Genomic DNA, 26,791 nt, shown 5'->3' on the forward strand with positions numbered 1-26,791 from the left:
CATGTGCGGACGCTATGCCGCGAGCCGGGGGCCCGACGAACTGGCCGCGCTTTTCGACATTCAGCACTGGGACGGGCAGGCGGTGGGCGCCGACTGGAACGTGGCGCCCACCAAGGAGGTGTACGCGGTCCTGGAACGCCCGCTGAAGGACAGCGGCGATCCGGCGCCGGTGCGCCAGTTGCGGGTGCTGCGCTGGGGCCTGGTGCCGTCCTGGGCCAAGTCGCCGGAGCTCGGGGCCAAGATGATCAACGCGCGGGCCGAGACGGTGCACGAGAAGGCCGCCTACCGCAGGGCGTTCGCCGCCCGCCGCTGCCTGCTGCCCGCCGACGGCTACTACGAGTGGGCCACGGCCGGGGAGGAGCGGCAGGAGGAGGAGAAGGGGAAGCGGAAACGGCCCCGCAAGCAGCCGTACTTCGTCACCCCGGCGGACGGCTCGGTGATGGCGATGGCCGGGCTGTTCGAGTTCTGGCGGGACCGCAGCCTGCCCGACGACCACCCGCGCGCCTGGTGGACCACCTGCACGGTGATCACCACGGATGCGGAGGCCACCCCCTGTGCCGGTGCGGAGCAGGCGGCGGGGGAGCGGCCACTGACGCTGCACGACATCCATCCGCGGATGCCGCTGATGCTGCCGCCGGAGCGCTGGGAGGCATGGCTGGATCCGTCGCGTACCGATCCGGAGGCGCTGCGCGGCCTGCTGGCACCGCCGCCGTCGGGGCTGGTCCGCGCCTATCCGGTCAGCCGCGAGGTCAACAGCACCGCCAACAACGGCCCCGGCCTGGTCGCCGAGCTCCCCGAGCCGGAGGACACCACCCTCTTCTGACGGCCTTCCGCCGCCCCCGCCGCCCGCGGGCGGGCATACGGTGGGGTGCATGGGAGCTTCCGAGGCGGATGTGCGGGCGGCGGCGGACGCGCGGGCGGTACCGGCGGCGGAGACGACGGCCGTGGCCACCCCGCGCGGCCAGGCGCGGATCACCTGGCACCGGGCGGCGGGGGAGCCGCGGGCCGTGCTGGCGCTCGGGCACGGCGCGGGCGGCGGGATCGAGGCGCGGGATCTCCGGGCGCTGGCCGCCGCACTGCCGCCCGCCCCGCACCGGGTGACCGTCGCCCTGGTGGAGCAGCCCTGGCGGGTGGCGGGCAGAAGAGTCGCGCCCGCCCCGGCCGCGCTGGACGAGGCGTGGCGGGCGCTGTGGCCGACGGTGACCGGGGAGGCGGGCGGCGGGGTGCCGGTGCTCGCCGGCGGGCGCAGCGCCGGGGCACGGGTGGCCTGCCGTACCGCGCGGGAGCTGGGCGCCGCGGCCGTGGTGGCGCTGTCCTTTCCGCTGCACCCCCCGGGCCGGCCGGAGCGTTCCCGGGCCGCGGAGCTGGCCGGTGCCGGGGTGCCGGTTCTGGTGGTGCAGGGCGGCCGTGATCCGTTCGGCCGTCCCGGGGAGTTTCCCGCGGGCACGGATCTGGCCGAGGTCCCGCACGGCGACCACGCCTTCGCCGTCCCCGCCCGGGGCCCGCTGGACCAGCGGGCCGCCCTGGCCCTGCTGACCGGCGCCGTCGCCGACGCGGTCACCGGCCGGCTGCTCGCGGCACGGCCCGGGAAGCGGGGAATGTGAACGGTGGCGGCGGTGTTCTGCCATACGGACGCACCAGTCACCACGCCATCACGCCGCCACCGCCGGGGTTCCCGGCCCGGCCGGCGCGGACGGCCCGAAAGCGAGGATCACCCGTATGGGATCGACCGCCTGCCCGCCCCGCCCCCAGTCCTCGGCGACCCGGGTGGACTGGGCGACGCTCCGGCCGGCCGCAGACCGCCCGTCGCGAGCGGAGGACCCCGGTCGTCGTCTATTCTCCGAAACGAACGGCGGCGGGAGGGAGCCGGACGGCACCCGGTCCGCCGCGGGTCCGACTGAGGAGGTGGGTCCGGTCGCCACGGCCGATGACGGGAGCGTCGAGGAGACCCCGGAGCAGCGCAACGCGCGCTTCGAGCGGGAGGCCCTGGAGTTCCTGGACCAGATGTACTCGGCGGCGCTGCGCATGACGCGCAACCCGGCCGACGCGGAGGATCTGGTGCAGGAGACCTATGCCAAGGCGTACGCCTCCTTCCACCAGTTCCGGCGCGGCACCAACCTCAAGGCGTGGCTGTACCGCATCCTCACCAACACCTTCATCAACTCCTACCGCAAGAAGCAGCGCGAACCGCAGCGCAGTGCCGCGGAGGAGATCGAGGACTGGCAGCTCGCCCGCGCGGAGTCGCACACCTCCAACGGCCTGCAGTCCGCCGAGTCGCAGGCGCTGGACCGGCTGCCCGACTCGGATGTGAAGCAGGCCCTCCAGGCCATCCCCGAGGAGTTCCGGATCGCCGTCTATCTGGCGGATGTCGAGGGGTTTGCCTACAAGGAGATCGCGGACATCATGGGTACTCCGATCGGCACGGTGATGTCCCGGCTGCATCGCGGCCGTCGTCAGTTGCGCGACATGCTGGAGGACTACGCGCGGGAGCGCGGCCTGGTCCCCGCCGGGGCGGAGAAAGGCTCGGGATCATGAGTTGCGGCAAGCCCCACGAGACCGACTGCTCGGAGATTCTGAACCATCTCTACGAGTATCTCGACAGCGAGATGCCCGAGGCCGAGCGCAAGAAGTTCCGGGTGCACATGGAGGAGTGCTCTCCGTGCCTGGAGAAGTACGGTCTGGAGCAGGCCGTGAAGAAGCTGGTCAAGCGGTGTTGCGGGCATGACGAGGTGCCCGCCGATCTGCGCACCAAGGTCATGGAGCGGATCGATGTGATCCGCAACGGCGGCACGCCCTCCTCGCTGAGCGAGCAGCCCGCCGACTGAGAGCCCGCCGCCGCCCCGGGCACATGGGACCGCCACCGGCACCGCCGTCGTCCCCGCCGCCGGCTTCCCCCGTACGGGGGAAGGCCATCGCGGGCCGGCAACGCACCCGCGTACGCCTGGCGTCTCCATAGTGTGATGCTTCACAAAAGACCGCGCACCGGGCCCCACGACTGGCACATGCTGGGAGCTGAGAGCAGACTCCTGCGCGCGGGGTTGGCGATCTCCCCCCGCGGACAGGAGAACTCTGGACGTGACGGCTACGAGGCGGGAATCAGGCAGGACATCGTGAGAATCTTCGGCAGGGCGGTCGGGCCGGCCAGGCAGCGGCCGTGCACCGACTGGCGGCTGGCCACGCGCCGCGCGTTCTCCCTGATCGACGCCGGCCGTTACGAGGACGCCGGCGCGCTGCTGACCCGCGCCGCCGATCTGGAGCCCTGGCTCTCCGATTCCTGGTTCAATCTGGCGCTGCTGCACAAGTTCCGCCACGACTGGGAGCAGGCCCGCGCCGCCGGACTGCGCGCCGTCGCCCTGGTGGAGCGGGAGGCCGGGGCGCCGGAGTGGTGGAATCTCGGCATAGCGGCGACCGCCCTGCACGACTGGCCGCTGGCCCGCCGCGCCTGGCGGGCGTTCGGCCTGGAGGTGCCCGGGGCGGGCGATCCGGCGGCGGCCGTGACGGCGCCGTCCGGCATGGAGCTGGGCGGGGCCGCGGTCCGGCTGTCGCCGTCCGGCGAGTCCGAGGTCGTGTGGGGCGCCCGGCTGGATCCCGCCCGGATCGAGATCACCAACATCCCGCTGCCGTCCTCCGGCCGCCGCTGGGGCGAGGTGGTGCTGCACGACGGCGTGCCCAACGGCGAGCGCACGGTCACCCGGGACGGTTCCGGCGGCCGTACCACGGTCTATCCGGTCTTCGACGAGCTGGAGCTGTGGGCGCCGTCCTCGGTGCCGACGTGGGTGGTGCTGCTGGAGGCGGCCCGCCCCTCGGACCGTGACGCCCTGGAGAAGCTGGCCGCCGACGCCGGATATGCCGCCGAGGACTGGACCTCCTCGGTGCGGCTGCTGTGCCGGTCCTGCTCGGAGAGCCGGATGGCCTCCACGCAGGGCGAGGAGGGTCCGCCGCCGCACGATCCGCACGACCACAGCGCTCCGGGCCGGTCCGGCCCGCAGGGGCCGGGCGGCACCCCGCTGTGGTCCCCGGAGCGGGAGTGCGGGCTGGCGGCGCCCGCCTCGCTGGTGCAGGGCCTGCTGGACAGCTGGGTGGCGGACAGCCCGGAGACCCGCTACTGGCGGGATCTGGAAGAAGTCTGCTGAGCGTTCCCGCGGATTCCGACCGGCCCATGGCGCGGGCGGTGGGGGAACGTAAGCTGTTCCCGACGCTTCCGGCTATTACCGGCCCTCACCTCAGGAAGGCAGACCCGGACCATGGCACAGCACCAGACCGAGCAGCGCACCGGCGCGGGCACCGAGGAGGACGCCGGGTCGGTGTTCGTGGACGACACCAGCGATGCCGCGGAGCGGGAGCGCGCCCACCGGGAGCGCGGCACGGTGCGTCCGATCACCGTGGTCGGCAATCCGGTGCTGCACCGGGAGTGCCGCGAGGTCACCGAGTTCGGTGACGAACTCGCCGCGCTGGTGGACGACATGTTCGCCAGCCAGCGGGCCGCCGAGGGGGTGGGCCTGGCCGCCAACCAGATCGGTGTGGATCTGAAGGTCTTCGTCTACGACTGCCCGGACGACGACGGCGTCCGCCATGTCGGCGCGGTGTGCAATCCCGAGCTGGAGGAGCTGCCGGCCGACCGGCGGCGGCTGGCCGAGGAGAACGAGGGCTGCCTCTCCGTTCCCACCGCCTACTGCGAGCTGGCCCGCCCGGACTACGCGGTGGTCCGGGGCCAGGATCTCCAGGGCAATCCGATCCGGGTGCGCGGCACCGGCTATTTCGCCCGCTGCCTCCAGCATGAGACGGATCATCTCTACGGCCGTCTCTACATCGACCGGCTCTCCAAGCGGGACCGGCGCAAGGCGCTGAAGACGATGGAGGAGAACACTCCCCGCTATGAGACGGTGCCCAACGACTGAGCCGCCCGGCGCGCGGGCGGTTCCGCCGGACGGCGGAACCGCCCGCGCGCGGCGGCCGGGCGGCTTTTCACTGGCCCGTCCACTGGCGTTTCCCGGCCGTGGTTGACGCGGGTAGAGCGGTGGGGGCACTCTGCTGATGCCCGGGTACGACACCCCGGCGTCCCCCCACCACCGCAATCCGAAAGGCACCTCATGTCCAGACGGATGTCGCGTCTTCTTCTCTCGGTTGTCATGCTCTTGTCAGTCGGCCTGTTCTCGGCCGCCGCCACCGGCAGCGCCGCGGCCGACTCCTGCTACACCTTCCCCCGCACCCTGAGCCAGGGCATGTCCGGCTCGGATGTGGCCCAGCTCCAGATCCGGGTCGCCGGCTACCCCGGCTACGGCGCCGTGCTCGCCATCGACGGCGCCTACGGCCCGGCCACGGCGGCGGCGGTGCGGCGCTTCCAGTCCGCCTACGGCCTCACCGTGGACGGCGTGGCCGGCCCGCAGACCTTCAACAAGATCTACCAGCTCCAGGACGGCGACTGCTCCACCGCCAACTTCACCTTCTCCGAGCTCAACAGGTGCAACAGCACCTGGTCCGGCGGAGCGGTGAGCGCCTCCAGGGCCAAGGAGAACGCCCGGCGGGCGATGTGGAAGCTCCAGGCCATGCGCCACGCCCTGGGCGACCGGCCGCTCTATGTCAGCAGCGGCTTCCGCTCCTACTCCTGCAACAGCGCGGTGGGCGGCGCGTCCAACAGCCGCCACCTCTACGGCGACGCGGTGGACCTCACCGGCAGCCATGCGCTGTGCACGCTGGCGAAGCGGGCGCGCTACCACGGCTTCAACGGCATCTTCGGGCCCGGCTACCCGGGCCACAACGACCACACCCATGTCGACACCCGGGCCAGCCGCGCCTGGTCCGCACCCAACTGCGGAATCTGACCGCACCGGTGCCGCCCGGCCGTCGCAGGCGGCCGGGCGGACCGCCCCGCCCCCCGCTTTCCCGCCCCGCTTTCCCGTCCCCCCGCTCTCCCGCCGTCCGCCTTTTGCTCCTTCCGACACTCCGAGCAGGGAGTCGAACCGGTGCGCATCCCCCCACGCCCCAGTGCCGCCGTCGTCACGGTCACCGCCTCCGCCCTCCTCGCCGTCTCCGCCGCCGGGCTGCTGGCCGGCTGCTCGACACGGCCGGACCCGGCCCCGGAACAGTCCGCGCCGGTGAGCCGGGCGCCCGGCGCGCACAGCCTGGGCGCCGGCCTGAGTTTCCCCATGGACCGCTACCGGATCAGCGACGCCGACCAGCGGACCCTGGAGCTGGCCCGGAACGTGCTGATCACCGAGTGCATGAGCCGCCACGGCCTGGACTACACCCCGCCCGCGCCCGCCGGGCCGTCCGGCCTGCCGCCCTATGCCCACCTCTACGGCGTGGACGACCCCGGCCATGCCGCGGTCCACGGCTACCGCCACCCCGCCGATCTGGAACCGGACGCCTATCCGCGGATCGAGCAGGACCTGTCGGCCCAGGAGCGGCTCGCCCTCTACGGCGACCCGGAGCACACCGAGCAGACAGCGCCCGCGGAGATCACCCATGACCCGGAGGGCCGGGAGCCCGGGCATGCCCACGAAGGCCCGGAACCCCGCCCCGCCCATCCGTCCGGGCAGTCCCAGCCGTCCGAGCCGGCCACCGGCTGCTGGGGCGAGGCCCGGCTCGCCATCAACGAGCCCGGCGAGGACTGGATCGATCCCACCTTTATCCACCAGTTGGAGGACGAGGCCGGCCATGCCGCCGACGAGGACCCGCGCGTGGCCGGGCTGCGCCGGGAGTGGGCCGGCTGCATGGCCCGGAACGGCTACCCGGAGGCCCGCGGCCCGCTGACCGCCGTGGAGGACCTGGGCCTGACCGACATCATGGACGAGCGGGCCATCGCCGCCGCCCGGCAGGATGTGGCCTGCAAGACCGAGACCGGCCTGGTGGCGCGCTGGGCCGCGGTCGACGCCGAATACCAGGCGGAGCTGATCGCCGAGCACGCCGGTCTGCTCGCCGACTACCAGCGGCAGCACGCCGAACGGATGGCACGCGCCCGCGCCGTGCTCGCCCCCTGAACCGGCCCCGCCCATCCCGCCGCACCGCCGGCCGGCCCGGCGACCGGCCGGCCGGACGACCGGCCGGAAAACGGGCCGGAAACGGTCACCGCGGGCAGCGGAACGGGCGGCCCCCGTCCGGCCGTTCCGGCTTCCTGCCCGGACGCCGGACGGGCGCCGCCCCCGGAAACGGGCACAAACGGGCACTATCGATGCTGTTCCCGCCCTGGTGACAGCCCCGGGTCATCGGTAAAACTCCTCCTGTCGGCCCGAACGGGCACCCCATGACGGCCGGCGACCGGCCGGTCAGTGGCGATGGGCGAGAGGCGAGCGAGGTGAACCGCGTCATGAAGGCAGAGGAACGCCAGCGGGAAATCCTCACCGCCGCCCGCCGCGCCGGTTCGGTGGACGTCGCCGGGCTCGCCGAACGGCTCGGCGTCGCCCGCGAGACCATCCGCCGTGACCTGCGGCTGCTGGAGGACCACGGTCTGATGCGCCGCACCCACGGCGGCGCCTACCCGGTGGAGAGCGCGAACTTCGAGACGACCCTCGCCTTCCGCACCACCATGCATGTGCCCGAGAAGCGGCGGATCGCGACCGCCGCGGCCGAACTGCTGGGCGACGCCGAAACCGTCTTCATCGACGAGGGCTTCACCCCCCAGCTCGTGGCCGAGGCACTGCCCCGGGAGCGCCCGCTCACCGTGGTCACCGCCTCCCTGCCGGTGGCCGGCGCCCTGGCCGACCGCGAGGACGACCGCATCACCGTGCTGCTGCTCGGCGGCCGGGTGCGCGGCGGCACCCTGGCCACCGTGGACCACTGGACCGTTCACATGCTGTCCGGCTTCGTCATCGACCTGGCGTTCATCGGCGCCAACGGAATCTCCCGGCAGTACGGGCTGACCACTCCGGACCCCGCGGTCGGGGAGGTGAAGGCGCAGGCCATGCGCGCGGCCCGGCGCCGGATCTTCATCGGCGTGCACACCAAGTTCGCGGCGGTCAGCTTCTGCCGCTTCGCCGAGGTCGGCGACTTCGAGGCGATCGTGACCAGTACCCGGCTGCCGGCGGCCGAGGCGCACCGGTATTCGCTGATGGGCCCGGCGGTCCACCGCGTCTAGCGCTCCGCGCCGCCCCGCTCCACCCGCACCCGGCAGCACCGTTCCCCCTACCCCGCCCCCGTCCCTTTCGTCCCCTTCTTCTGCTTCCCCTTCACCGTCTCCATCGTCTGCTTCGTCTTCATCGTCGTCCTTGGCGCTGCCCTCGCTCATCCCTCCCTTCCGACGCACCGGAACCCCTCTCCAGAACCGGAGCCGCACCATGATCCCCTCCCGCTCCTCCAGACGTCCCGTCCGGCCGGCGCTCGCCCTCGCCCTCTCCGGCGGTCTGCTGCTCACCGCACTCACCGCCTGCGCCGGGGCGGGCGGCTCCGGCGGCGGTTCGTCCGACGGCGAGTCCATCAACGTGCTGATGGTCAACAACCCGCCCATGGTGGAACTCCAGAAGCTCACCGCAGAGCACTTCACCAGCGAGACCGGCATCGAGGTCAACTTCACCGTGATGCCGGAGAACGAGGTCCGCGACCGCATCAGCCAGGACTTCGCCAACCAGGCCGGCCAGTACGACGTGGCCACCATCTCCAACTACGAGACCCCGATCTACGCCCGCAACGGCTGGCTGCACGAACTGGACCCCTACCTGGCCGAGGACGAGGACTACGACGCCGCCGACATCCTCACCCCCATGCAGCTCTCGCTCACCGGGGACGACGGCAAGACCTACGCCCAGCCCTTCTACGGCGAGTCCTCCTTCCTGATGTACCGCACCGATGTCTTCGACGAGCTGGGCCTGACCATGCCGGACCGGCCCACCTGGGAGGAGGTCGCCTCCCTGGCCGCCGAGATCGACGCGGCCCGCGACGACATGAAGGGCATCTGCCTGCGCGGCCTGCCCGGCTGGGGCGAAGTCATGGCCCCGCTCACCACCGTCGTCAACACCTTCGGCGGCACCTGGTTCGACGCCGACTGGAACGCCCGGCTGACCGACCCCGAATTCCGGGAGGCCACCGAGTTCTACGTCAATCTGGTCCGCGAGCACGGCGAGGCGGGCGCCGCCCAGGCCGGCTACGCCGAGTGCCTCAACAACATGACCCAGGGCGCCACCGCCATGTGGTACGACGCCACCGCCGGCGCCGGCTCCCTGGAGGCCGACGGCTCCCCGGTCAAGGGCAAGATCGGCTATGTGCCCGCGCCGGTGCAGGAGACCGGCTCCTCCGGCTGGCTCTACACCTGGGCCTGGGGCATCCAGCGGGCGTCCGGCAACACCGACGCCGCCTGGGAGTTCATCTCCTGGGCCTCCAGCCGGGAGTACGAGGAGCTGGTCGGCGAGGAGATCGGCTGGGCCAACGTCCCGGCCGGCAAGCGCTACTCGCTCTACGACAACCCCCGCTACCAGGAGGCCGCCGCCGCCTTCTACGAGGTGACCCGGAACGCCATCGACAGCGCCGACCCGGAGAATCCCGGCGTGCAGCCGCGCCCGGCCCCCGGCATCCAGTTCGTCGGCATACCCGAGTTCACCGACCTGGGCACCCGCGTCTCGCAGGAGATCAGCGCCGCCATCGCCGGCCGGCAGAGCGTGGCCGAGGCGCTGGAGAAGTCCCAGCGGATGGCCGAGGAGATCGCCGAGGAGTACCGCAGCCGATGAAGACCACCCCCCTGAGCGCGGCGGACGGCTCTCCCCGCCCCGCCGCCTCCCCCCTCGCCCCCGCCGGCGGCAGCGGCCGGGCGTCGCCCGGCCGGGCCGGGACATCCCCGCCCCCCGGCCGGCCGCGCCCGCCCCGGCGGGGGCGGGCCGGGGGACGGCGGCCCGGGAACCGGGCCAGGGCCTGGGCCACCCGCGCCCCGCTGCTGCCCGCCCTCGTCTTCCTGATCGTGGTCACCCAGCTTCCCTTCCTGGGCACGCTGGTGATCTCCCTCTTCGACTGGAACTCGCTCTACCCCGACGCCCGCGAGTTCGCCGGCTTCGGCAACTACTCCACCGTGCTCGGCGACGAGCGGCTGCGCTCCTCGGTGATCACCACCATCCTGCTCACCGCGACGGTGGTGCTGGTCACCCTGCTGCTCGGGCTGGTGCTGGCGCTGCTGCTGGACCGCCGCTTCCGGGGCCGGGGCCTGGTCCGCACCCTGCTGATCACCCCCTTCCTGCTGGTGCCGGTGGCCGCCGCCCTGCTGTGGAAGCACGTCCTCTACAACCCCGAGTACGGCCTGTTCAACGGCCTGCTCGGGCTGGTGGGCGGCCCGCAGCCGGACTGGATCTCGGAGTATCCGCTGGCCGCCGTCGAAGCCGCGCTGATCTGGCAGTGGACGCCGTTCATGATGCTGATCCTGCTGGCCGGGCTGCAGAGCCGGCCGCTGGACGTGGTGGAGGCGGCCCGGATCGACGGGGCGAGCGACTGGCAGATCTTCCGCCACCTCACCCTGCCGCATCTGCGGCGCTATCTGGAACTGGGCGCCCTGCTCGGCTCGATCTACATCGTCCAGCACTTCGACGCGGTCTTCACCATCACCGGCGGGGCGCTGGACACCGCCAACCTCCCCTTCACCATCTACCAGACCTTCTACCAGGCGCACGAGTACGGGCTGGCCTCGGCGGCCGGTGTGCTGGTGGTGATCGGCACGATCATCCTGGCCACCTTCGCGCTGCGGGTCGTCTCGTCCCTCTTCACCGAGGAGGTGACCCGCGGATGACGGCCGCTGCCACCACCGCGCGCGCCCGGCTGCGCCCGGCCGCGCTCACCCTGCTGGCCTGGCTGGCCGGCCTGCTGTTCGTGCTGCCGGTGGCCTGGATGGCACTGACCTCCTTCCACGCCGAGCCGGACGCCGCCACCAACCCGCCGTCCTTCACCGCGCCCCTGACCCTGGACAGCTACCGGGAGTTCTTCGGGCTGAACGGCGGCGCCGACCCCTGGGCGCCGCTGATCAACTCCGCGACCGCCTCGGTCTTCTCCACCCTGCTCGTCCTGCTGCTCGCGCTGCCCGCCGCCTACGCGCTGTCCATCCGGCGGGTGGCCAGGTGGCGCGACGTGATGTTCTTCTTCCTCTCCACCAAGATGCTGCCGCTGGTCGCCGGCCTGCTGCCGGTCTATCTGATCGCCAAGAACACCGGCCTGCTGGACAACATCTGGCTGCTGGTCATCCTCTTCACCGCGATGAACCTGCCGATCGCGGTGTGGATGATGCAGTCCTTCCTGGCCGAGGTGCCCGCCTCGCTGATCGAGGCGGCCCAGATCGACGGCGCCCGGCTGCCCGTGGTACTGGCCCGGGTGGTGGCGCCCGTCGCCGCGCCGGGCATCGCCGCCACCGCGCTGATCTGCTTCATCTTCTCCTGGAACGAGATGCTGTTCGCGCGGGTCCTCACCGGGGTCACGGCCGAGACCGCCCCGGTCTTCCTGACCGGCTTCATCACCAGCCAGGGCCTGTTCCTGGCCAAGGTGTCGGCCGCGTCGCTGGTCATCTCCCTGCCGGTGCTCGCCGCGGGGTTCGCCGCCCAGGACAAACTCGTCCAGGGCCTGTCACTGGGAGCCGTGAAGTGAAAGCCGCACTGATCGAGGCGCCGGGTTCCGTCCTGGTCACCACCGTGGACGACCCGGCGCCCGGGCCCCGGCAGGTGGTGGTGAAGGTGGCCGCCTGCGGACTGTGCGGCACGGATCTGCACATCATGCAGGGCGAGTTCGCCCCCACCCTGCCCATTGTGCCGGGCCACGAGTTCGCCGGGGAGGTGGTGGCGGCCGGCCGGGACGTCACCGAGCTGGCCGAGGGCGACCGGGTCGCCGTCGATCCGTCCCTCTACTGCCACGAGTGCCGCTACTGCCGCACCGGCCACGCCAACATGTGCGACAACTGGGGCGCCATCGGCGTCACCCGGCCCGGCGGGGCGGCCGAGTACGCGCTCGCCCCGGTGGCCAACTGCGTCAGGCTGCCCGAGCACATCGCCACCGCCGACGCCGCACTCGTCGAACCCCTCTCCTGCGCGGTGCGCGGCTATGACGTGCTCTCCGCCCGGATGGGCGCGCATGTGCTGATCTACGGCTCCGGCACCATGGGCCTGATGATGCTGGAACTCGCCAAGCGCACCGGCGCGGCCTCGGTGGAGGTGGTGGACATCAACCCGGAGCGGCTGGCCACCGCCCGCACCCTGGGCGTCACCGGCTCCGCGGCGAGCGCCGAGGAACTCGGCCGCCCGCAGGGCTGGGACGTGGTGATCGACGCCACCGGCAACGCCAAGGCGATCCAGGACGGGCTGGGCCGGGTCGCCAAGGCGGGCACCTTCCTCCAGTTCGGGGTGGCCGACTACGCCACCACGGCCGTCATCGAGCCCTACCGCATCTACAACCAGGAGATCACCATCACCGGCTCGATGGCGGTGCTGCACAGCTTCGAGCGGGCCGCCGAACTCTTCGCCGGCGGGGTCATCGACCCCGCCCTGTTCATCAGCGACCGCTTCCCGCTGGACAGCTACCCCGAGGCCCTGGAACGCTTCGCCGCGGGACAGGGCCGCAAGATCCTCGTCCTCCCCTGAACCGAGGAGTACCCGACATGCCCCAGCGCGCGGCCCGTGTGACCGTCGTCGGCGAGTCGCTGGTCGACCTGCTCTGGCCCGCCGGCTCCCGGCAGGCCACCGCGGTGGCGGGCGGCAGCCCGGCCAATGTGGCGGTCGGCCTGCACCGGCTGGCCCGGCCGGTCACCCTGGTCACCTGCTGGGGCGACGACCCGCCCGGTGAACTGGTCGCGGCGCGGCTCGCGGAGACCGGCGTCCCCGTGATCCGCGCCCCGGCCGCCACCGCCCGCACCACCGTGGCCCTGGCCTGCCTGGACCGGGACGGCTCGGCGTCCTACGACTTCCTGGCCACCTGGGACCCGGCCGGGCTGCCCGTGCCGGAGGACACCGCCGTCCTGCACACCGGCTCCCTGGCCACGATCCTGGAACCCGGTGCCGCCCGCGTCATCGCCCTGTGCGAGGAGCAGCGCGCCCGGGGCCGCACCGTCGCCGCCGACCTCAATGTCCGCCCCGCCGTCCAGCCCGACCGGGAGGTCTATCTGGCCGCCTGCCTGCGGCTGGCCGCCACCGCCGACGTGCTCAAGGCCAGCGACGAGGACCTGGCCTTCCTGCTGCCGGGCCTGGCCCCGGCTCAGGCCGCCCGCCGCCTGCTCGCCTCCGAGCCCTCCCCGGCGCTGGCCGTGGTCACCCTGGGCGCCGCCGGTGCCCTGGCGGTCACCCCCACCGGGGAGACGCATGTGCCGGCCCCGGCCGTCACCGTCGCCGACACGGTCGGCGCGGGCGACGCCTTCCAGGCCGCCCTGCTCGACTCCCTGGCCGCGGCCGGCGGCAGCCCGCCGGCCGGCCCCGACGGGCTGCGCCGCCTGCTCACCCGCGCCGCCCGTGCCGCCGCCCTCACCTGCACCCGCACCGGCCCCGAGCCCCCCACCCTCGCCGATCTGGAATCCGCCGCCCCGGGCGCCTGACCGGCCGGGCGGAAGAAAACCCGGTGTTCTCCCGTTGTGCCCAGGAAAGGTATGATTTTTCCTGCGGTCGGGTGACCGCACCCTATGGCGGAAGTGACTCATGGCAGTCGGCCCCCACGACGTGACCACCGGGTCCGAAGCGCCCGACGGACTGCTTCCGGGCGGCGGAGCGGACCGGCGGGCCATGGTCCGTGCGCCCATCCTGGCGTCCTGGCGGCGCTGCCGCACGCTGGGCGTCGCGGAGGGCACCCCGCCGGACGATCCCCACCGCGCCGTCCCGGACGGTGACGCCGACAGCCTCGTGCGGGCCGCCCGGCCGGTGCTGGACAGCCTGGAGGAGCGGCTGTCCGGCGTCCGCGTCACCGCGTTCCTCAGCGACGAGCGGGCCCGGCTGCTGGAACGCCGGGTCGGCATGCCCTTCCTGAACCGCCGGCTCGACGCGCTGCGGCTCGCCCCCGGATTCAGCGCCGCCGAGCAGGCCATCGGCACCAATGGGATCGGCACCGCCGCCCTGACCCGGCAGCCCGCCTTCGTGCGCGGCCGGGAACACCTCGCCGACTGCCTGAGCGGCCTGTCCTGCGTCGGCGTCCCCATCCGCGATCCGCTCACCGGCCGGGTGCTGGGCGTGCTCGACCTGAGCTGCGAGCTGGCGGACGCCAACGACCCCCACATGATCGGCGTGGCGATGCAGGCGGTCCGCGCCATCGGGCAGCGGCTGCTGGACGGCACGACGGCCCGCGAACGGTCTCTGCTGGAGACCTACTGGAAGACCCGCCGCCGGGCGGCGGCCCGCGGACCGGGCGGCACCCGGGCCCCGCTCGCCGAGCTGCTCGCCCCCCGGGACCTGCGTCTGCTGGAGGAGCGGGCCACCGCGATGATCTCCTCCGGGCGGGCCGGACCGGCCGAGGTGGCGCTCACCGACGGGCGGACAGCCGTGCTGCTCGGGCGGCCGGTGGAGGACGCCGACGGGATCGCGGGTATTGCCGTGGAAGCCCTGCTGCCCTCCGGTGACCTGCGGCGCCTGGACACACCGGTGCCCGGCGCCGGGCACCCCGGCCCCGGCGGGCCGCCCCCGCTCCCCGCCATGGCAGCCGGCCCGTCCGGCCCCACCGCGCCGCTCCGGGCGGCGGCCGGCCGCCACCCGGCTCCGCCCGCGCCCGCCCCCGCGCCCGGCACGCAGGACGCCGGCCGGTGGCTGCTGGCCATCGGCGAGCCCGGCGTCGGCAGGCTGGCGCTGCGGGCCCGGCAGCGGCTGGACCTGCTGTTCGACGCCGGCGCCTGCGTCGGCACCACCCTGGACGTGACCCGGACCGCCGAGGAACTGGCCGGGGTGGTGGTCCCGCAGCTCGCCGACTTCGCCGCGGTGGACCTGCCGGCCGCCGTGCTGCTCGGCGAGGAGCCGGTACCGGTGGACGGACCGCTGCGCCGCACCGCGGCGCACGGCATCCCCGGCTTCCCCGGCACCTCCGACATGTACCAGGTCGGCGACCTGATCACGCTGGCCCCGGGGACCCCGCAGGCCCGCGCCCTGGAGAGCGGCAGGCCGGTGCGGGAGGCGGTGCTGGGCGAGGCCGCGGGCTGGATCGCCCAGGACCCTCCCCGCACCGGGAAGATCCTGGACGCCGGTGTCCACTCGCTGATCGCGGTGCCCCTGCTGGCCCGCGGCACCACCCTGGGCGTGGTCAGCTTCTACCGCTCCGAGCGCCCCGAGCCGTTCGAGGAGGACGACCTCGCGCTCGCCGCGGAACTCGTCTCACGCGTCGCCGTGAGCATCGACAACGCCCGGCGCTTCACCCGCGAGCACGCGGTGGCCCTCGCCCTCCAGCGCAGCCTGCTGCCGCGCGGCCTGCCCGCGCAGCAGGCGGTCGAGGCGGCCCACCGCTATCTGCCCGCGCGGTCCGGGGTCGGCGGCGACTGGTTCGACGTCATCCCGCTCTCCGGCAGCCGGGTGGCGCTGGTCGCCGGCGACGTGGTCGGCCACGGCCTGCCCGCCGCCGCCACCATGGGCCGGCTGCGCACCGCCGTGCAGAACATGTCCGCCCTGGACCTGGCCGTGGACGAGATCCTCACCCAGCTCGACGACCTGGTCTGCCGTCTCGACCTGGACCGGGAGGAGGGCGAGCACGGCGGCGAGGAGATCGTCGGCGCGAGCTGCCTGTACGCCGTGTACGACCCGGTCACCCAGCGCTGCACCCTGGGCCGCGCGGGCCATCCGCCGCCCGCCCTGGTCCTCCCGGACGGCACCGTGGAGTTCCCCGAACTGCCCCCGGGCCCGCCCCTGGGGCTGGGCGGCCAGCCCTTCGAAACCGCCGAGATCGAGGTGCCCGAGGGCAGCTCGCTGGTGCTGTACACCGACGGACTGCTGCAACACCTGGGCCGCCGCGACCCCGACCTGGGCCTGGAACGGCTGCGGCGGGCACTCGGCCGGCCCGGCCGCACCCCCGAGCAGACCTGCCGGGACCTGGACGACCTGCTGCCCGGCCACCCCGCCGACGACATCGCCCTGCTCGTCGCCCGCGCCCGCGCGCTGGACGCCCGCCATGTCGCCGCCTGGGACCTGCCCGCCGACCCGGCCGTCGTCCCGCGCGTCCGCGCAGACGTCACCGCCGTGCTGGCCGACTGGGGGCTGGAGGAGCTTCAGTTCCCCACCGAACTGGCCGTCAGCGAGCTGGTGACCAATGCCATCCGCCACGGCAGCGAGCCCATCACGCTGCGGCTGCTCCGCGACAGCAAGCTGATCTGCGAGGTCTCGGACGGCAGCAGCACCGCGCCCCACCTGCGCCGGGCCCGCATCACCGACGAGGGCGGACGCGGACTCTTCCTGGTCGCCCAGCTCACCCAGCGCTGGGGCACCCGCTACACCGGCTCCGGCAAGGTCATCTGGACCGAACAGCCCCTCCCCGGGTGAGGTGCCCGAGAAAGGCGGCCCAGGCGGAAGCGGGCACCCGGAGCTGCGCGCCCTCCGGCTGCTTGCTGTCCCGCACGGGAACCGCCCCGGCTATGCCGTCGCGCACCTCCAGGCAGCTTGGCCCCCCGTTGTCGCTGTAGCTCGACTTCCGCCATTCCTGCCGCAGGTTGCTTGCGGTCATGAGAGTCCCCTGAGGTGAGTGTCGATGAGTTCGGCCGACTGCTGTGGGGAGAGTGCCACCGCCCGGAGCAGATCATAGGCGTGGACGGCGGCCGTGACCTCGCCAGTATCGGGGCTCAGACGCCCCTGGGGGTACCCGTCGATATAGACAACGGTCTCGCCTTCCTGCGGCGTGAGCAGCGTAAAGGGACCGGCGAGCGCCGGACGTGCCGGAACACTCCGGGGGACGATCTGGACGACGGTTCGCGGGTGCCGCCCCGCCTCCAGCAGATGCCGCAACTGGCGGCGCATCACCTGCGGCCCGCCGATGTGCCGCATCAGAGCGAACTCGTCGATGATGAACCAGGTGTGCGGCCGTGTCTCCTTGCCGAGGATCTCCTGCCGGGACATGCGGACGGCCACCAGCTCCGCCAGGTTGTCCGGCCTGACGGCCGCCAGCATCGCGTGGGCGTACTCCTCCGTCTGCAACAGCCCGGGCAGAACCTGCCCCTCGAACGAGCGGATGGCGGTCGCGTCCTGCTCCAGTGCGATGTACGGCAGGAACCAGCGCGGGTAGGCGTAGCGGCGGACCAGGGCGTGGAGGCGGGTGAAGTAGCGGTCGCTGCCGAAGGCCCGGTCCAGATCGGCGGCGAGTACGTCCGAGGGGACCAGCCGGGCCTTCTCCACCTTGCTGATCATCGACTGCGTCGAGCGCGCCGCCCTGGCCGTCTGCTCCTGGGTCCAGCCCGCCTTCCTCCGGTGGGCGGCAAGCTGCTCGCCGAAGAACGTGAGCACCGAGTCCTCGGGAACGGCGGTCTGGTCGAGTTCGATCGTCATGGGCCTTTCGACTCTCCTTCCCCGGCATGGAATTGAGAGCTTCATACGCTGGCACGTTCCCTGCCGGGGCGTCCGGCCGATGAACTGGATGCACCCGAAAGTGGAGGAGGTATCCGGCTCATGAATGTTCCGGCCTGTACGACCGACGGGCACGCGGAGGCGGCCCGGCGGGCGCGTGATCTGCTGCTGGACATGTTCGGCGTCGTGGGCGTGGCCGCCCCGGTCCGGCTGGTGGGCGACGCGGGCAGGCTGCGCGTCGACATCGCGCCGCTGGCCGTGGAGGACGCGGCGGCGGTGGGCAATCTGATGCTCACCGGCGCGATGGCGCACCGCATCACCCTGGAACCGGGCGCGGCCGTCTGGTCCGTGCGCCACGGCCAGGTCTGCACGGTGACCCGGGTGGACCGCCGCCGGGTCACCCTGCGCTCGGCGCTCACCGGAGAGGAACTGTTCACCGTCCCCAACGACCTGCGCGCCGCCCACATGTCCGAAATCCTCTGGGCCCAGCAGCGGGCCCAGCAGCGGGACCAGCAGCGGGAGCGGAGACTCAGGGCAGAGTGAGCGGGGTGCTGCCGTGCCTGGTCCGGAGCAGGTCCCGGCGCTGGGTGTTCTTGATCAGGGACTGGGTACCCAGGGTGACGCCGCCGGGCTTGCGGGCCTCGCCCGCCAGCTGCTTGAGCGTGCTCTTGCAGACGAACTCCTTGAGCTTCGCCCCGGCACGGCCGCCGACGTAGAGCGGGTTGGCGTGGTCGTTCCTGGAGGCGAACTGGAAGATGCCGCCGCCCCGGCCCAGGCTGATGCACTGGCCGGCGAAGACCACGTTGACGGGGGCGGGCTGCCTGCCCGCGATCCGGCTGAGCACGGTTTCGGCGGCCTGGGCGCCGAGCTGCCCGGCGGCCTGGCAGCTCATCCGGAACGGCAGGTCGGACGGTGCGGCGGAGTCGCCGGCCGCAATGATGTGCAGGTCGTCCACGCTGGTCAGCGTCTCGTCGGTGAGCAGGCGGCCCTCGGCGTCGACGGCCAGCCCGCTGCGGGCGGCCAGGTCCGGCACGCCGAAGCCGGCGGTCCAGACGGTCACCTCGCTGGGCAGTTCGCGGCCGTCGGCGAGCCGCACCACGTCGCGGGTCACCTCCGTGACCCGGGTGCCGGGACCGTCGACCACGGTCACGCCGAGCCGGGCCAGCCGCCTGGCGACCGAGCGCCGGCCCCGGGCGTGCAGATAGGGGCCGAGGGGCCCGCCGCAGACCAGGGTGACGGCGCGGCCCTCCTCCGCCAGCTCGGCGGCGGTCTCCAGGCCGGACGGGCCGGCGCCGACCACCGTCACCGGGGCCGAGGCGGACGCGGCCTCCAGGACCGGCCGCAGCCGTTCCGCCTGCTCCAGGCTGGCGAGCGGGTAGCTGAACAGGGCGGCTCCGGGCACCTGGGGCTCGGCGCTGCCGCTGCCCACCGCATAGACCAGATAGTCGTAGCCGAGCGTGCCGCCGTCGGTCAGGGTCACGCTGCGCCCGGCCGCGTCGATCCGGGTCACCGTGTCGACGACCAGCCGGACCCGTTCGGCCAGCACCTGACGGTAGTCGGTGGTCGCGTCGTAGGAGCCGGCCACCAGTTGGTGCAGGCGGATGCGCTCGACAAAGGCCGGGCGCGTGTTGACCAGGGTCACCCGCACGTCCTCGCGCTGCGTCAGACGGTTGGCCGCCGTGACCCCGGCGTATCCGCCGCCGACCACGACCACCTCGGTGTTCTCCGCCATGTTCTTCTCCTCCGTTTCCAGGGGCTCGACCACAAGACACCGGAGGAGGGCCCGTTGTGACACGGGCGCGGTGACCGTGAGCCGGCTCACGCCCGGCGGGAGCGGTACGGCCCGGGGCCGGGTGCGGTGGGTGTTCTCCGGCTGCTCTCCGGTCGCTCTCGTCCCGCTCTCATCGAGGGATGGCGGGGTGGGCGGCGGCTATAGGGTCAGGTCCCGGTTGTTGACCGAATCGGGGGAGTCCGGCCGTGCATCCTGCTGCTCGTACCTTCCAGGTGCTGTTTCTGCTGGGAGGGCCGGCCATGTTCGTCTATGCCCTCTCGGTCATGGGGTCCAGCCCGGACACCATGGGCGTCTCCTTCTCCTACCGGTGCACCACCGAGAACGAGGGCACGCCGGAGAGCCCGCGGCAGGAGGAGATATGCAGCTCTCAGCACGGGTCGTTCGAGTGGCCGGGGGAGTCGCTGGTGGCGGGGCTTTCCGGGATCGGCCTGATGCTGGGCTCGGTGGCCGTGTCGATCGGTTCGCCCCGGCGGCAGAACGCGGCTGCGCCGGCGGCCTACGCCGCGCCGCAGGGTCCCCCGGCGCCGATGGGCGGGCCGGGGCAGCCGCCGCGGGGCTTCTGAGCCGGGCGCGGGCGCTTGGCCACCAGGGGAGTGGTCACCAGGTGAGGGTGTAGACGTGCAGGGTGAAGTCGGGGGTGGGCGACCAGTCCCGCTCGGGGGTGCGGGCGAAGCCCAGGCGCCGGTAGAGACGGTGGGCGGTGTGCATCAGCGGTGAGGTGGACAGCACTATGCCGCGCATGCCGCGGGACTGGGCCCGGCCGATGCAGGCGCGCACCAGCGCCTCGCCGACACCCCGGCCGCGTGCCGCGGGGGAGACGGCCAGCATGCGGAACTCCGCCTCCTGGGGCCGGGAGATCTCGGCATACGGGCCCTCGGGGGCGAAGGTGACCGTACCGAGGAGGGCGCCGTCCGCCGGATCGACGGCCACCAGCAGTTCGGCCTCGGCTGCGCGGTGCGGGGTGTCGCGCAGGGTGGCCAGATAGGGGTCGTCGGTGCCGAAGGTGAGCAGGCCGTCGTCCAGATAGGCGCGGGTGAGCAGATCGGCGGCAGGCAGCAGCTCCTCGGCCAGGGCCTCGCGGATGGTGATGTCCATGAGGCCATGGTGCGGCATGGCACCGACATCGGGACCTGCCCGCAACGGGGGCGGCCCGCCCCGGCCGGGTATACCTGGCCGGGGCGGGCCGGAGCGGGCTGGGGAAGGGAGGGCCGCCGGCCGGGCAGGATGCGGGGAGAGGCCGGCGGTCCTCCGGCCCGGCATGTGACCCGTGCGGCCGGGGTGCGGCCTGAAGCGGCCGGCGGCGGCGGGCATCCCGCCGCATGGTGGCGCGTGCCCGCCCGCCGGCCCACACCGGCACCGCGCCAAGGGAACAAGGGGAGGGGAGCGGAGCGAGGGCGGACGGGCATGCCGACGGGGGTTCATGTGCCGCGCCGCTGCCGGACCGGCGTTGTGGCGGCCGGAAGGGGAATCCAGGGCGGCCCGGGCAGGCCGGCTCCGCGCCGCAGGGCGGTCTCCGGCGGTGCGACGCCCAACGGCCGCCCGGCGGCGGAAACGTCCGCCGGACGGCTTCAGCCGCCGGGGCGTTCGAGGTTGGCCACGAACTTGTAGCGGTCGCCGCGGTAGACCGAGCGCACCCACTCCACCGGATCGCCGTTGCTGTCCCGGGAGTGGCGGGAGAGCATCAGCATGGGCAGTCCGACATCGGTGCCCAGCAGGCCGGCCTCCCGCGGGGTGGCCAGCGAGGTCTCGATGGTCTCCTCGGCGTGCGCCAGATGGACCCCGTAGACCTCGGCCAGCGCCGTGTACAGCGAGGTGTACTTCACCAGCGAGCGGCGCAGCGCCGGGAAGCGTTCCTGGGACAGATGGGTGGTCTCGATGGCCATCGGCTCGCCGTTGGCCAGCCGCAGCCGCTCGATGCGCAGCACCCGGCCGCCCTCGGGAATGTCCAGCAGCCGGCTCAGCCGGTCGTCGGCGGTGATGTAGCCGATCTCCAGAAGCTGTGAGGTGGGCTCCAGGCCCTGCGCGCGCATGTCCTCCGTATAAGAGGTCAACTGGAGCACCTGGGCCACCTTGGGCTTGGCCACGAAGGTGCCCTTGCCCTGGATGCGCTCCAGCCGGCCCTCCACCACCAGCTCCTGGAGCGCCTGCCGGACGGTGGTGCGGGAGGTGTCGAACTCCGCGGCCAGCGAGCGCTCCGGCGGCACCGGGGTGCCCGGCGGCATGGTCTCCGTCATGTCCTGGAGGTGCCGCTTGAGCCGGTAGTACTTCGGTACCCGCGCGGTCCGTGTGCGGTCGCCGTCTCCGCCTGTCGTGCCCTGACCACCTGCGGCGTTGCCGCCGGCGGTGTTGACGACAGCGCTTGCGTCGGTCACCTTGGCGCGCCTCCCCGGCTCTTTCCGTGCTGTTGACACCGGCTCCTCCGAATAGTGCGGCTCAATCGTGTCATGGGCCGGAACCCGGGCGCTTCTTCGCGCAGATGTCGTTCCGGTAACGGACGGAGCCGGTCCCTTGTGCGGCCCTTGACACCCCTACTGGTCTAGTCCAGCCTGTCATGCAACTGGTCTACACCTCTTGAGTACACCACTAAAGGCCGTCCCGTGACCAGGCGCAAGGGGGTCCGGCCTCCCCCTGAGGAGGATGACGTGAAGCGCAAGCTTATGGCAGCCATCGGCGTGGCAGCGATGGCCGCAGGTGCGGTCGCGTGCGGCAGCGACGGCGACAGTGGCAATGACAACGCCGGTGGCGGCGGCGGTGGCGGCGGGGACAAGCCGGAGGCCATCACCGTATGGATCATGACCGGCTCCGCTCCGGACGCCTGGCTGGACGAGCTGAACACCGCCTTCGAGGCCGAGCACGGTGTCGAGGTGAATGTCGAGATCCAGGAGTGGAACGGCATCCAGGAGAAGATCACCACCGCCCTCTCCGAGGACGGCACCGTGGATGTCCTGGAGATAGGCAACACCCAGACCGTGGGCTTTGCCACCACCGGCGGCCTGGCCGACCTCGGCGACCTGGCCGACCAGCCGTGGAACGCCACCATGCTGGAGTCCGCCCAGGTGGACGGCGCCCTTTACTCCGTGCCCATGTACGGCGCCAACCGCGCGGTCATCTATGACAAGGCCATCTGGGCGGAGGCCGGCGCCGAGGTCCCGACCACCCGCGAGGAGTGGATCGAGGCCCTGGAGACCATCGAGGCCAACACCGACGCCCAGCCGATCTACCTGCCCGGCCAGAGCTGGTACGTGGCCGGCGGCTTCATGGCCGACGAGGGCGGCGCCTTCGCGGTCAAGGAGGGCGAGGAGTGGGCCGGCGCCCTGAACACCCCTCAGGCGCAGGCCGGCATGGAGTTCTACCAGCAGCTCCAGGAGTTCTCCACGGCTCCCAAGGACACCGACGAGGCCACCCCGCAGCAGTCCGTGGACGTGGTCCCGAATGAGAAGATCGCCTCCTGGATCGGCCTGGGCTGGGAGGCCGGCGGGGCCATCGCCGCCATCGAGGAGAAGGGCGGGACCGCCGACTTCGGCTACTTCCCGATCCCCGGCAAGACCGCCGACGAGCCCGGCCACGTCTTCCTGGGCGGCTCCAACCTGGCCGTGGCCGAGCGGGCCGGCAGCAAGGAGTACGCCACCAAGTGGCTGGAGCTGGCCACCTCCCAGGAGTGGGCGCAGAAGTACGTGGACGCCATGGGCGGCGGCGTGATCCCCAACCGCACCGATGTGACCGCCTCCCCGGAGGCCGGCTCCTTCGCCGAGGCCATGGTGCAGGCCGCGGAGGTCGGCTACCTTCCTCCGCTGACCACTGGATGGGCCAATGTCGAGACCGACCCCAACCCCATCAAGTCGTACATGACCAAGGTGCTCAACGGTGACGACTACGCCGAGGCCGCCGAGGCCGCGGACGCGGAGATCACCGACCGCATCAACCGCGAGTGACACCCGCCCCGCAGGGGCCGCCGGCGGGGGAGCCCCGCCGGCGGCCCCGGGGGCTGTCCGCTGTCCCGCCGTCCGCACACCGGCCGGCACCGGGCGCGCACCAGCGCGAGTGAGAGCGCGAGGAAGACGGAAGACACGACTATGACGGCTCAGACCCCGGGCACACCAGTTGCCGCGGAGGCGCGCGGACGGCCCCGGCGGCCGTGGGGCGCCGGCCTGGTGCCCTATCTGCTGATCCTGCCCGCTGTGGCCGCACTCGCCCTGATCCTGGGCTGGGCGCTGGTGCGCAATGTGCTGATCTCCTTCCAGGAGTTCGGCAAACGGCAGATCATCACCCGCACCACCGAGTGGACCGGCCTGGACAACTACGCGGATGTCCTGGACGACGACCGCTTCTGGTCCACCGTCGGCCGCACCTTCGTCTTCATGGGCGCCAACGTGGTGCTGATCATGGTGCTCGGCACCCTGGTCGGCCTGCTGCTGAACCGGCTCGGCAAGAAGATGCGGCTGGCGCTGTCCATCGCCCTGGTGCTCGCCTGGGCCATGCCGATCATCCCCAGCACCACCGTCTTCCGCTGGCTGTTCGACACCCAGTTCGGCCTGGCCAACTGGGTCATGCGCACGCTCGGCTTCGACGGCTACGAGCAGCACAACTGGTTCGAGTCCGGCTTCTCCACGCTCACCATCGCCACCGTCCTGATCGTCTGGATGTCGGTGCCGTTCGTGGCGCTCAATCTCTACGCCGGCCTGACCACCATCGGCGGCGAGATCTACGAGGCCGCCCGGATGGACGGCGCCTCGGCCTGGCGCATCTTCTGGTCCGTGGTGCTGCCGATCATGCGGCCGTTCTTCCTGATCACCACCTTCCTGGAGATCATCTGGGTGTTCAAGGCGTTCGCCCAGGTCTACGCCCTCAACAGCGGCGGCCCGGACCGCGAGTCCGAGACCCTGCCGGTGATGGCGTACATCGAGGGCATGGGCCAGCAGCAGTTCGGGGCCGCCGCCGCGATCTCCGTGCTCACCCTGCTGATCCTGCTGGTCGCCCTGTCCTTCTACTTCCGCCTGATCCTCAAGCAGGAGAAGGAGCAGCAGTCATGAGCCCCGATTCCACGGCCCCGGTGGAGAAGACCACGGACCGGATGGCCGGGCTGAACGTCTCCGGGCCGCTGGGGGCTCCGCCGGCCGCCGACCCCGTCCGGCAGACCGTGGCCGACGGCACCGGCCGCGGCGCCGCCCCCCGCCGCACCGGCACCGGCACCGCCGCGCCGGTGCGGCGGGGGCCGCACCGCCCGCGCGGCACGGCCCCCGGCCGGATCTGGCCCAACGCCGCCGCCCTGCTGCTCATCGCGGTGTTCCTGTTCCCCGTCTACTGGATGGTGTCCAGCTCGCTGAAGCCGCAGACGGACATCCTCACCAAGGACCCGTCCTTCCTCTTCGTCCCCACCTTCGAGAACTACTCCACCGCCACCGGCGCCGAACTGTTCTGGACCTATGCCGCCAACAGCGTGATCGTCACCCTGGGCGCGGTGCTGCTGGCCCTGCTGGTCGCCCTGATGGCCGGCTTCGCCCTGGCCCGGATGCGGTTCCGGGGCCGCCGGGCCATGGTGCTGGTGGTGATGGTGGCCCAGATGGCGCCCTGGGAAGTGCTGATCATCGTCATGTATCTCAACGCCCGCGACCTGGACATGCTCAACAGCGTGTGGTCGCTGACGCTGATCTACTTCGTGATGGCGCTGCCCTTCACCATCTGGACGCTGCGCGGCTTCATCGCCGCCGTGCCCAGGGAACTGGAGGAGGCCGCCATGATCGACGGCTGCGGCCGGACCGGCGCCTTCTTCCGGGTGATCTTCCCGCTGCTGGCCCCGGGCCTGATGGCCACCTCCATCTTCGGCTTCATCATGGCCTGGAACGAGTTCGCCATGGTGCTGGTGCTCAACAAGTCCCCCGAGGCCAAGACCCTGCCCATCTGGCTCTCCTCCTTCCAGACCGCGTTCGGCAACGACTGGGGCGCGACCATGGCCGCCTCCACCCTGGTGACCCTCCCGGTCGTGATCCTCTTCCTGATCATCCAGCGACGGGTCACCGGAGGCATGGCCGCCGGTGCCGTGAAGGGATAGAAGGGACCACTGACCCGCCCATGAGTGACGAAGCCCGCATCGCCCGCGACGCCCTGGCCGTCCTCCAGCCCGCCTTCGACGGCACCGACACCGCCCCCGACTGGCTGCTGCGCGGTCTGGAGAACGGCATGACCGGGGTCGGCGTCTTCGGCCGCAACGTGGTCTCCGCCGAGCAGCTCGCCGCCCTCACCGACCGGCTCCGGGCCGCCAACCCCGAGGTGCTGATCGCCCTGGACGAGGAGGGCGGCGACGTCACCCGGCTGGAGGTGCGCACCGGCTCCTCCTTCCCCGGCGCCAACGCGCTGGGCGCGGTGGACGACACCGGACTCACCCGGGAGGTGGCCGCGGAGATGGGCCGCCGGATCGCCGCCGCCGGAGCCAACCTGGTCTGGGGACCGTCCGCGGACGTCAACTCCGACCCGCGCAACCCGGTGATCGGCACCCGCTCCTTCGGCGACGATCCCGAGCTGGTCGCCCGGCACACCGCTGCCTTTGTGGAAGGGCTCCAGTCGGCCGGCGTCGCCGCCTGCGTCAAGCACTTCCCGGGCCACGGCGACACCGACACCGATTCCCATCTGGCCATGCCGCGCGTCCCGGTGGACCTGCCGACACTGCACGAGCGCGAGCTGGCGCCCTTCCGGGCGGCGATCGCGGCCGGCACGCGCTGCGTGATGTCGGCGCACATCGTCGTCCCGGCGCTCGATCCCGACCGGCCCGGCACGCTCAGCCCGGCCGTGCTGACCGGGCTGCTGCGCGCCCCGGTGAGCGAGGGCGGTCTCGGCTTCCAGGGCCTGATCTTCACCGACGCGCTGGACATGGACGCCATCGCGGCCACCTGGGGCATGCCGCGCGGCGCGGCGCTGTCCGTCGCCGCCGGGGCGGACGCCATCTGCGTGGCCGGCCGCGCCTCCGACTGGGCGGAGGTGGAGCGGCTGCGCGACGCGATCGTGGCCGCCGTCCGCTCCGGCGAACTGCCCCAGGAGCGGCTGCACGACGCGGCGCGGCGGGTGCGCGCCCTGGGCCGCCAGGCCGCGGAGCAGCGCGCTGCCGCCCGCCGCCCGGCCGCGGCGGGGGAAGACATCGGCCTGGCCGCCGCCCGCCGGGCGCTGCGCGTCACGCCCCGCGACCCGGGCGCGCCCCGGCCGGTGCTGACCACCCCGCCCTATGTCGCCGAGTTCTCCGCCGCCGCCAATGTCGCGGTCGGCGCCGAGACCCCGTGGGGCGTCGGCGGCCATCTGGACGGCCTGCTGCCCGGCACCCGGGTGGCCCGCTACGGCCGCGACCGGGCCGAGGCGGACGGCACCGGGCGGCTGGTGGCCGACATCCTGGCCGGGGCCGGGGAGCGTCCGGTGGTCGCGGTGGTGCGGGACGTGCACCGCCACCCCTGGATGGCCGCCGCGCTGGACGCGCTGCTGGCCGCCCGCCCGGACACGGTGGTGGTGGAGATGGGCATCCCGCAGGCCCCGCCCGCCGGCGCCCTGCACCTGGCCACCCACGGCGCCGCCCGCGTCTGCGGCCGGGCCGCCGCGGAGGCGCTCACCGCACCATGACCGA

26 protein-coding genes are annotated in these 26,791 nt (G+C 72.9%); 21 read left to right on the plus strand and 5 right to left on the minus strand.

Annotated elements, in window-relative coordinates; all coding sequences use genetic code 11:
• Position 1 precedes the first annotated feature (1 nt).
• The 15 genes from BM242_RS21785 to BM242_RS21855 all read left to right on the plus strand — a co-directional run bounded on the left by BM242_RS21785 (position 2) and on the right by BM242_RS21855 (position 16,382).
• Positions 2 to 823 (plus strand): SOS response-associated peptidase, encoded by an 822-nt coding sequence (locus BM242_RS21785; RefSeq protein WP_093840636.1) that lies wholly within the window; start codon positions 2 to 4, stop codon positions 821 to 823.
• 49 nt (positions 824 to 872) lie between these two features.
• Complete coding sequence (locus BM242_RS21790; RefSeq protein ID WP_093840580.1) at positions 873 to 1,604, plus strand: alpha/beta hydrolase family protein; 732 nt, start codon at positions 873 to 875, stop codon at positions 1,602 to 1,604.
• Positions 1,605 to 1,719: 115 nt separating this feature from the next.
• On the plus strand, positions 1,720 to 2,535 hold the full coding sequence (locus tag BM242_RS21795; protein WP_093840581.1) for a sigma-70 family RNA polymerase sigma factor: 816 nt from the start codon (positions 1,720 to 1,722) through the stop codon (positions 2,533 to 2,535).
• Positions 2,532 to 2,825: a mycothiol system anti-sigma-R factor gene (gene rsrA, locus BM242_RS21800; protein WP_093840582.1), complete on the plus strand. Its 294-nt coding sequence runs from the start codon at positions 2,532 to 2,534 to the stop codon at positions 2,823 to 2,825. Before BM242_RS21795 ends, rsrA begins: the two co-directional genes overlap by 4 nt.
• A gap of 285 nt (positions 2,826 to 3,110) precedes the next feature.
• A complete protein-coding gene (locus BM242_RS21805) occupies positions 3,111 to 4,133 on the plus strand; it encodes a tetratricopeptide repeat protein (RefSeq protein WP_093840583.1) in 1,023 nt (340 codons plus the stop codon).
• A gap of 111 nt (positions 4,134 to 4,244) precedes the next feature.
• Positions 4,245 to 4,898, plus strand: coding sequence for a peptide deformylase (gene def, locus BM242_RS21810; RefSeq protein WP_093840584.1), 654 nt, complete (start codon positions 4,245 to 4,247; stop codon positions 4,896 to 4,898).
• 192 nt (positions 4,899 to 5,090) lie between these two features.
• Positions 5,091 to 5,822, plus strand: coding sequence for a D-Ala-D-Ala carboxypeptidase family metallohydrolase (locus BM242_RS21815; protein ID WP_093840585.1), 732 nt, complete (start codon positions 5,091 to 5,093; stop codon positions 5,820 to 5,822).
• Between the two features lie 141 nt (positions 5,823 to 5,963).
• Positions 5,964 to 6,980: a hypothetical protein gene (locus tag BM242_RS21820; RefSeq protein ID WP_093840586.1), complete on the plus strand. Its 1,017-nt coding sequence runs from the start codon at positions 5,964 to 5,966 to the stop codon at positions 6,978 to 6,980.
• A gap of 326 nt (positions 6,981 to 7,306) precedes the next feature.
• Positions 7,307 to 8,074: a DeoR/GlpR family DNA-binding transcription regulator gene (locus tag BM242_RS21825; protein ID WP_093840587.1), complete on the plus strand. Its 768-nt coding sequence runs from the start codon at positions 7,307 to 7,309 to the stop codon at positions 8,072 to 8,074.
• Between the two features lie 199 nt (positions 8,075 to 8,273).
• Complete coding sequence (locus tag BM242_RS21830; protein ID WP_093840588.1) at positions 8,274 to 9,656, plus strand: ABC transporter substrate-binding protein; 1,383 nt, start codon at positions 8,274 to 8,276, stop codon at positions 9,654 to 9,656.
• Entirely contained in the window at positions 9,653 to 10,699 is a 1,047-nt protein-coding gene (locus BM242_RS21835; protein ID WP_093840589.1) for a carbohydrate ABC transporter permease, read from the plus strand. The genes BM242_RS21830 and BM242_RS21835 overlap by 4 nt, the downstream gene beginning before the upstream one ends.
• The gene (locus BM242_RS21840) at positions 10,696 to 11,544 is read left to right on the plus strand and encodes a carbohydrate ABC transporter permease (protein ID WP_093840590.1); all 849 of its coding nucleotides are present in this window, start codon (positions 10,696 to 10,698) and stop codon (positions 11,542 to 11,544) included. The genes BM242_RS21835 and BM242_RS21840 overlap by 4 nt, the downstream gene beginning before the upstream one ends.
• Positions 11,541 to 12,530 carry a zinc-dependent alcohol dehydrogenase family protein gene (locus tag BM242_RS21845; protein WP_093840591.1) on the plus strand — a complete coding sequence of 330 codons (990 nt, stop codon included), beginning with the start codon at positions 11,541 to 11,543 and terminating at the stop codon, positions 12,528 to 12,530. Before BM242_RS21840 ends, BM242_RS21845 begins: the two co-directional genes overlap by 4 nt.
• A gap of 17 nt (positions 12,531 to 12,547) precedes the next feature.
• The gene (locus BM242_RS21850; protein WP_093840592.1) at positions 12,548 to 13,474 is read left to right on the plus strand and encodes a PfkB family carbohydrate kinase; all 927 of its coding nucleotides are present in this window, start codon (positions 12,548 to 12,550) and stop codon (positions 13,472 to 13,474) included.
• A 100-nt stretch (positions 13,475 to 13,574) separates the two neighbouring features.
• Entirely contained in the window at positions 13,575 to 16,382 is a 2,808-nt protein-coding gene (locus tag BM242_RS21855) for a SpoIIE family protein phosphatase (protein ID WP_093840593.1), read from the plus strand.
• Here the strand turns inward: BM242_RS21855 and BM242_RS21860 are convergent.
• Both BM242_RS21860 and BM242_RS21865 read right to left on the minus strand, forming a co-directional pair.
• Entirely contained in the window at positions 16,351 to 16,563 is a 213-nt protein-coding gene (locus BM242_RS21860) for a DUF397 domain-containing protein (protein ID WP_093840594.1), read from the minus strand. The two genes, BM242_RS21855 and BM242_RS21860, sit on opposite strands and share 32 nt — an antisense overlap.
• Entirely contained in the window at positions 16,560 to 17,378 is an 819-nt protein-coding gene (locus tag BM242_RS21865; protein ID WP_093840595.1) for a helix-turn-helix domain-containing protein, read from the minus strand. The genes BM242_RS21860 and BM242_RS21865 overlap by 4 nt, the downstream gene beginning before the upstream one ends.
• A 120-nt stretch (positions 17,379 to 17,498) precedes the next feature.
• Between BM242_RS21865 and BM242_RS21870 the strand changes: the two genes are divergently transcribed.
• Positions 17,499 to 17,939, plus strand: a complete 441-nt coding sequence (locus BM242_RS21870) for a hypothetical protein (RefSeq protein ID WP_093840596.1) — start codon at positions 17,499 to 17,501, stop codon at positions 17,937 to 17,939.
• Here the strand turns inward: BM242_RS21870 and BM242_RS21875 are convergent.
• Entirely contained in the window at positions 17,926 to 19,128 is a 1,203-nt protein-coding gene (locus BM242_RS21875; protein WP_093840637.1) for an NAD(P)/FAD-dependent oxidoreductase, read from the minus strand. The two genes, BM242_RS21870 and BM242_RS21875, sit on opposite strands and share 14 nt — an antisense overlap.
• Before the next feature lie 245 nt (positions 19,129 to 19,373).
• Here BM242_RS21875 and BM242_RS21880 point away from each other — a divergent pair, with 245 nt between their 5' ends.
• Positions 19,374 to 19,751 carry a hypothetical protein gene (locus tag BM242_RS21880; protein ID WP_139238400.1) on the plus strand — a complete coding sequence of 126 codons (378 nt, stop codon included), beginning with the start codon at positions 19,374 to 19,376 and terminating at the stop codon, positions 19,749 to 19,751.
• A gap of 34 nt (positions 19,752 to 19,785) precedes the next feature.
• Here BM242_RS21880 and BM242_RS21885 read toward each other — a convergent pair whose 3' ends face one another.
• A complete protein-coding gene (locus BM242_RS21885) occupies positions 19,786 to 20,283 on the minus strand; it encodes a GNAT family N-acetyltransferase (RefSeq protein WP_093840598.1) in 498 nt (165 codons plus the stop codon).
• Between the two features lie 473 nt (positions 20,284 to 20,756).
• The gene (locus BM242_RS21890; protein WP_093840599.1) at positions 20,757 to 21,560 is read right to left on the minus strand and encodes a GntR family transcriptional regulator; all 804 of its coding nucleotides are present in this window, start codon (positions 21,558 to 21,560) and stop codon (positions 20,757 to 20,759) included.
• A 270-nt stretch (positions 21,561 to 21,830) separates the two neighbouring features.
• Here BM242_RS21890 and BM242_RS21895 point away from each other — a divergent pair, with 270 nt between their 5' ends.
• The 4 genes from BM242_RS21895 to BM242_RS21910 all read left to right on the plus strand — a co-directional run bounded on the left by BM242_RS21895 (position 21,831) and on the right by BM242_RS21910 (position 26,787).
• Positions 21,831 to 23,120 carry an extracellular solute-binding protein gene (locus BM242_RS21895; RefSeq protein WP_093840600.1) on the plus strand — a complete coding sequence of 430 codons (1,290 nt, stop codon included), beginning with the start codon at positions 21,831 to 21,833 and terminating at the stop codon, positions 23,118 to 23,120.
• Between the two features lie 141 nt (positions 23,121 to 23,261).
• The gene (locus BM242_RS21900) at positions 23,262 to 24,218 is read left to right on the plus strand and encodes a carbohydrate ABC transporter permease (protein WP_093840601.1); all 957 of its coding nucleotides are present in this window, start codon (positions 23,262 to 23,264) and stop codon (positions 24,216 to 24,218) included.
• Entirely contained in the window at positions 24,215 to 25,237 is a 1,023-nt protein-coding gene (locus BM242_RS21905) for a carbohydrate ABC transporter permease (RefSeq protein WP_245834380.1), read from the plus strand. The genes BM242_RS21900 and BM242_RS21905 overlap by 4 nt, the downstream gene beginning before the upstream one ends.
• Before the next feature lie 20 nt (positions 25,238 to 25,257).
• Positions 25,258 to 26,787, plus strand: a complete 1,530-nt coding sequence (locus tag BM242_RS21910; protein WP_093840602.1) for a glycoside hydrolase family 3 protein — start codon at positions 25,258 to 25,260, stop codon at positions 26,785 to 26,787.
• Positions 26,788 to 26,791 lie beyond the last annotated feature (4 nt).

The organism is Streptomyces aidingensis, assembly GCF_900112355.1.
Lineage (GTDB): Bacteria > Actinomycetota > Actinomycetes > Streptomycetales > Streptomycetaceae > Streptomyces > Streptomyces aidingensis.

What these genes read in the sequence shown, in the direction of transcription:
- rsrA (WP_093840582.1), top strand. Translation starts at nt 2,532, where the DNA reads ATGAGTTGCGGCAAGCCCCACGAGACCGACTGCTCGGAGATTCTGAAC.
- BM242_RS21860 (WP_093840594.1), bottom strand. Translation starts at nt 16,563, where the DNA reads ATGACCGCAAGCAACCTGCGGCAGGAATGGCGGAAGTCGAGCTACAGC.
- BM242_RS21835 (WP_093840589.1), top strand. Translation starts at nt 9,653, where the DNA reads ATGAAGACCACCCCCCTGAGCGCGGCGGACGGCTCTCCCCGCCCCGCC.
- BM242_RS21910 (WP_093840602.1), top strand. Translation starts at nt 25,258, where the DNA reads ATGAGTGACGAAGCCCGCATCGCCCGCGACGCCCTGGCCGTCCTCCAG.
- BM242_RS21790 (WP_093840580.1), top strand. Translation starts at nt 873, where the DNA reads ATGGGAGCTTCCGAGGCGGATGTGCGGGCGGCGGCGGACGCGCGGGCG.
- BM242_RS21875 (WP_093840637.1), bottom strand. Translation starts at nt 19,128, where the DNA reads ATGGCGGAGAACACCGAGGTGGTCGTGGTCGGCGGCGGATACGCCGGG.
- BM242_RS21815 (WP_093840585.1), top strand. Translation starts at nt 5,091, where the DNA reads ATGTCCAGACGGATGTCGCGTCTTCTTCTCTCGGTTGTCATGCTCTTG.
- def (WP_093840584.1), top strand. Translation starts at nt 4,245, where the DNA reads ATGGCACAGCACCAGACCGAGCAGCGCACCGGCGCGGGCACCGAGGAG.
- BM242_RS21905 (WP_245834380.1), top strand. Translation starts at nt 24,215, where the DNA reads ATGAGCCCCGATTCCACGGCCCCGGTGGAGAAGACCACGGACCGGATG.
- BM242_RS21795 (WP_093840581.1), top strand. Translation starts at nt 1,720, where the DNA reads ATGGGATCGACCGCCTGCCCGCCCCGCCCCCAGTCCTCGGCGACCCGG.
- BM242_RS21850 (WP_093840592.1), top strand. Translation starts at nt 12,548, where the DNA reads ATGCCCCAGCGCGCGGCCCGTGTGACCGTCGTCGGCGAGTCGCTGGTC.
- BM242_RS21855 (WP_093840593.1), top strand. Translation starts at nt 13,575, where the DNA reads ATGGCAGTCGGCCCCCACGACGTGACCACCGGGTCCGAAGCGCCCGAC.
- BM242_RS21870 (WP_093840596.1), top strand. Translation starts at nt 17,499, where the DNA reads ATGAATGTTCCGGCCTGTACGACCGACGGGCACGCGGAGGCGGCCCGG.
- BM242_RS21885 (WP_093840598.1), bottom strand. Translation starts at nt 20,283, where the DNA reads ATGGACATCACCATCCGCGAGGCCCTGGCCGAGGAGCTGCTGCCTGCC.
- BM242_RS21785 (WP_093840636.1), top strand. Translation starts at nt 2, where the DNA reads ATGTGCGGACGCTATGCCGCGAGCCGGGGGCCCGACGAACTGGCCGCG.
- BM242_RS21865 (WP_093840595.1), bottom strand. Translation starts at nt 17,378, where the DNA reads ATGACGATCGAACTCGACCAGACCGCCGTTCCCGAGGACTCGGTGCTC.
- BM242_RS21900 (WP_093840601.1), top strand. Translation starts at nt 23,262, where the DNA reads ATGACGGCTCAGACCCCGGGCACACCAGTTGCCGCGGAGGCGCGCGGA.
- BM242_RS21840 (WP_093840590.1), top strand. Translation starts at nt 10,696, where the DNA reads ATGACGGCCGCTGCCACCACCGCGCGCGCCCGGCTGCGCCCGGCCGCG.
- BM242_RS21825 (WP_093840587.1), top strand. Translation starts at nt 7,307, where the DNA reads ATGAAGGCAGAGGAACGCCAGCGGGAAATCCTCACCGCCGCCCGCCGC.
- BM242_RS21830 (WP_093840588.1), top strand. Translation starts at nt 8,274, where the DNA reads ATGATCCCCTCCCGCTCCTCCAGACGTCCCGTCCGGCCGGCGCTCGCC.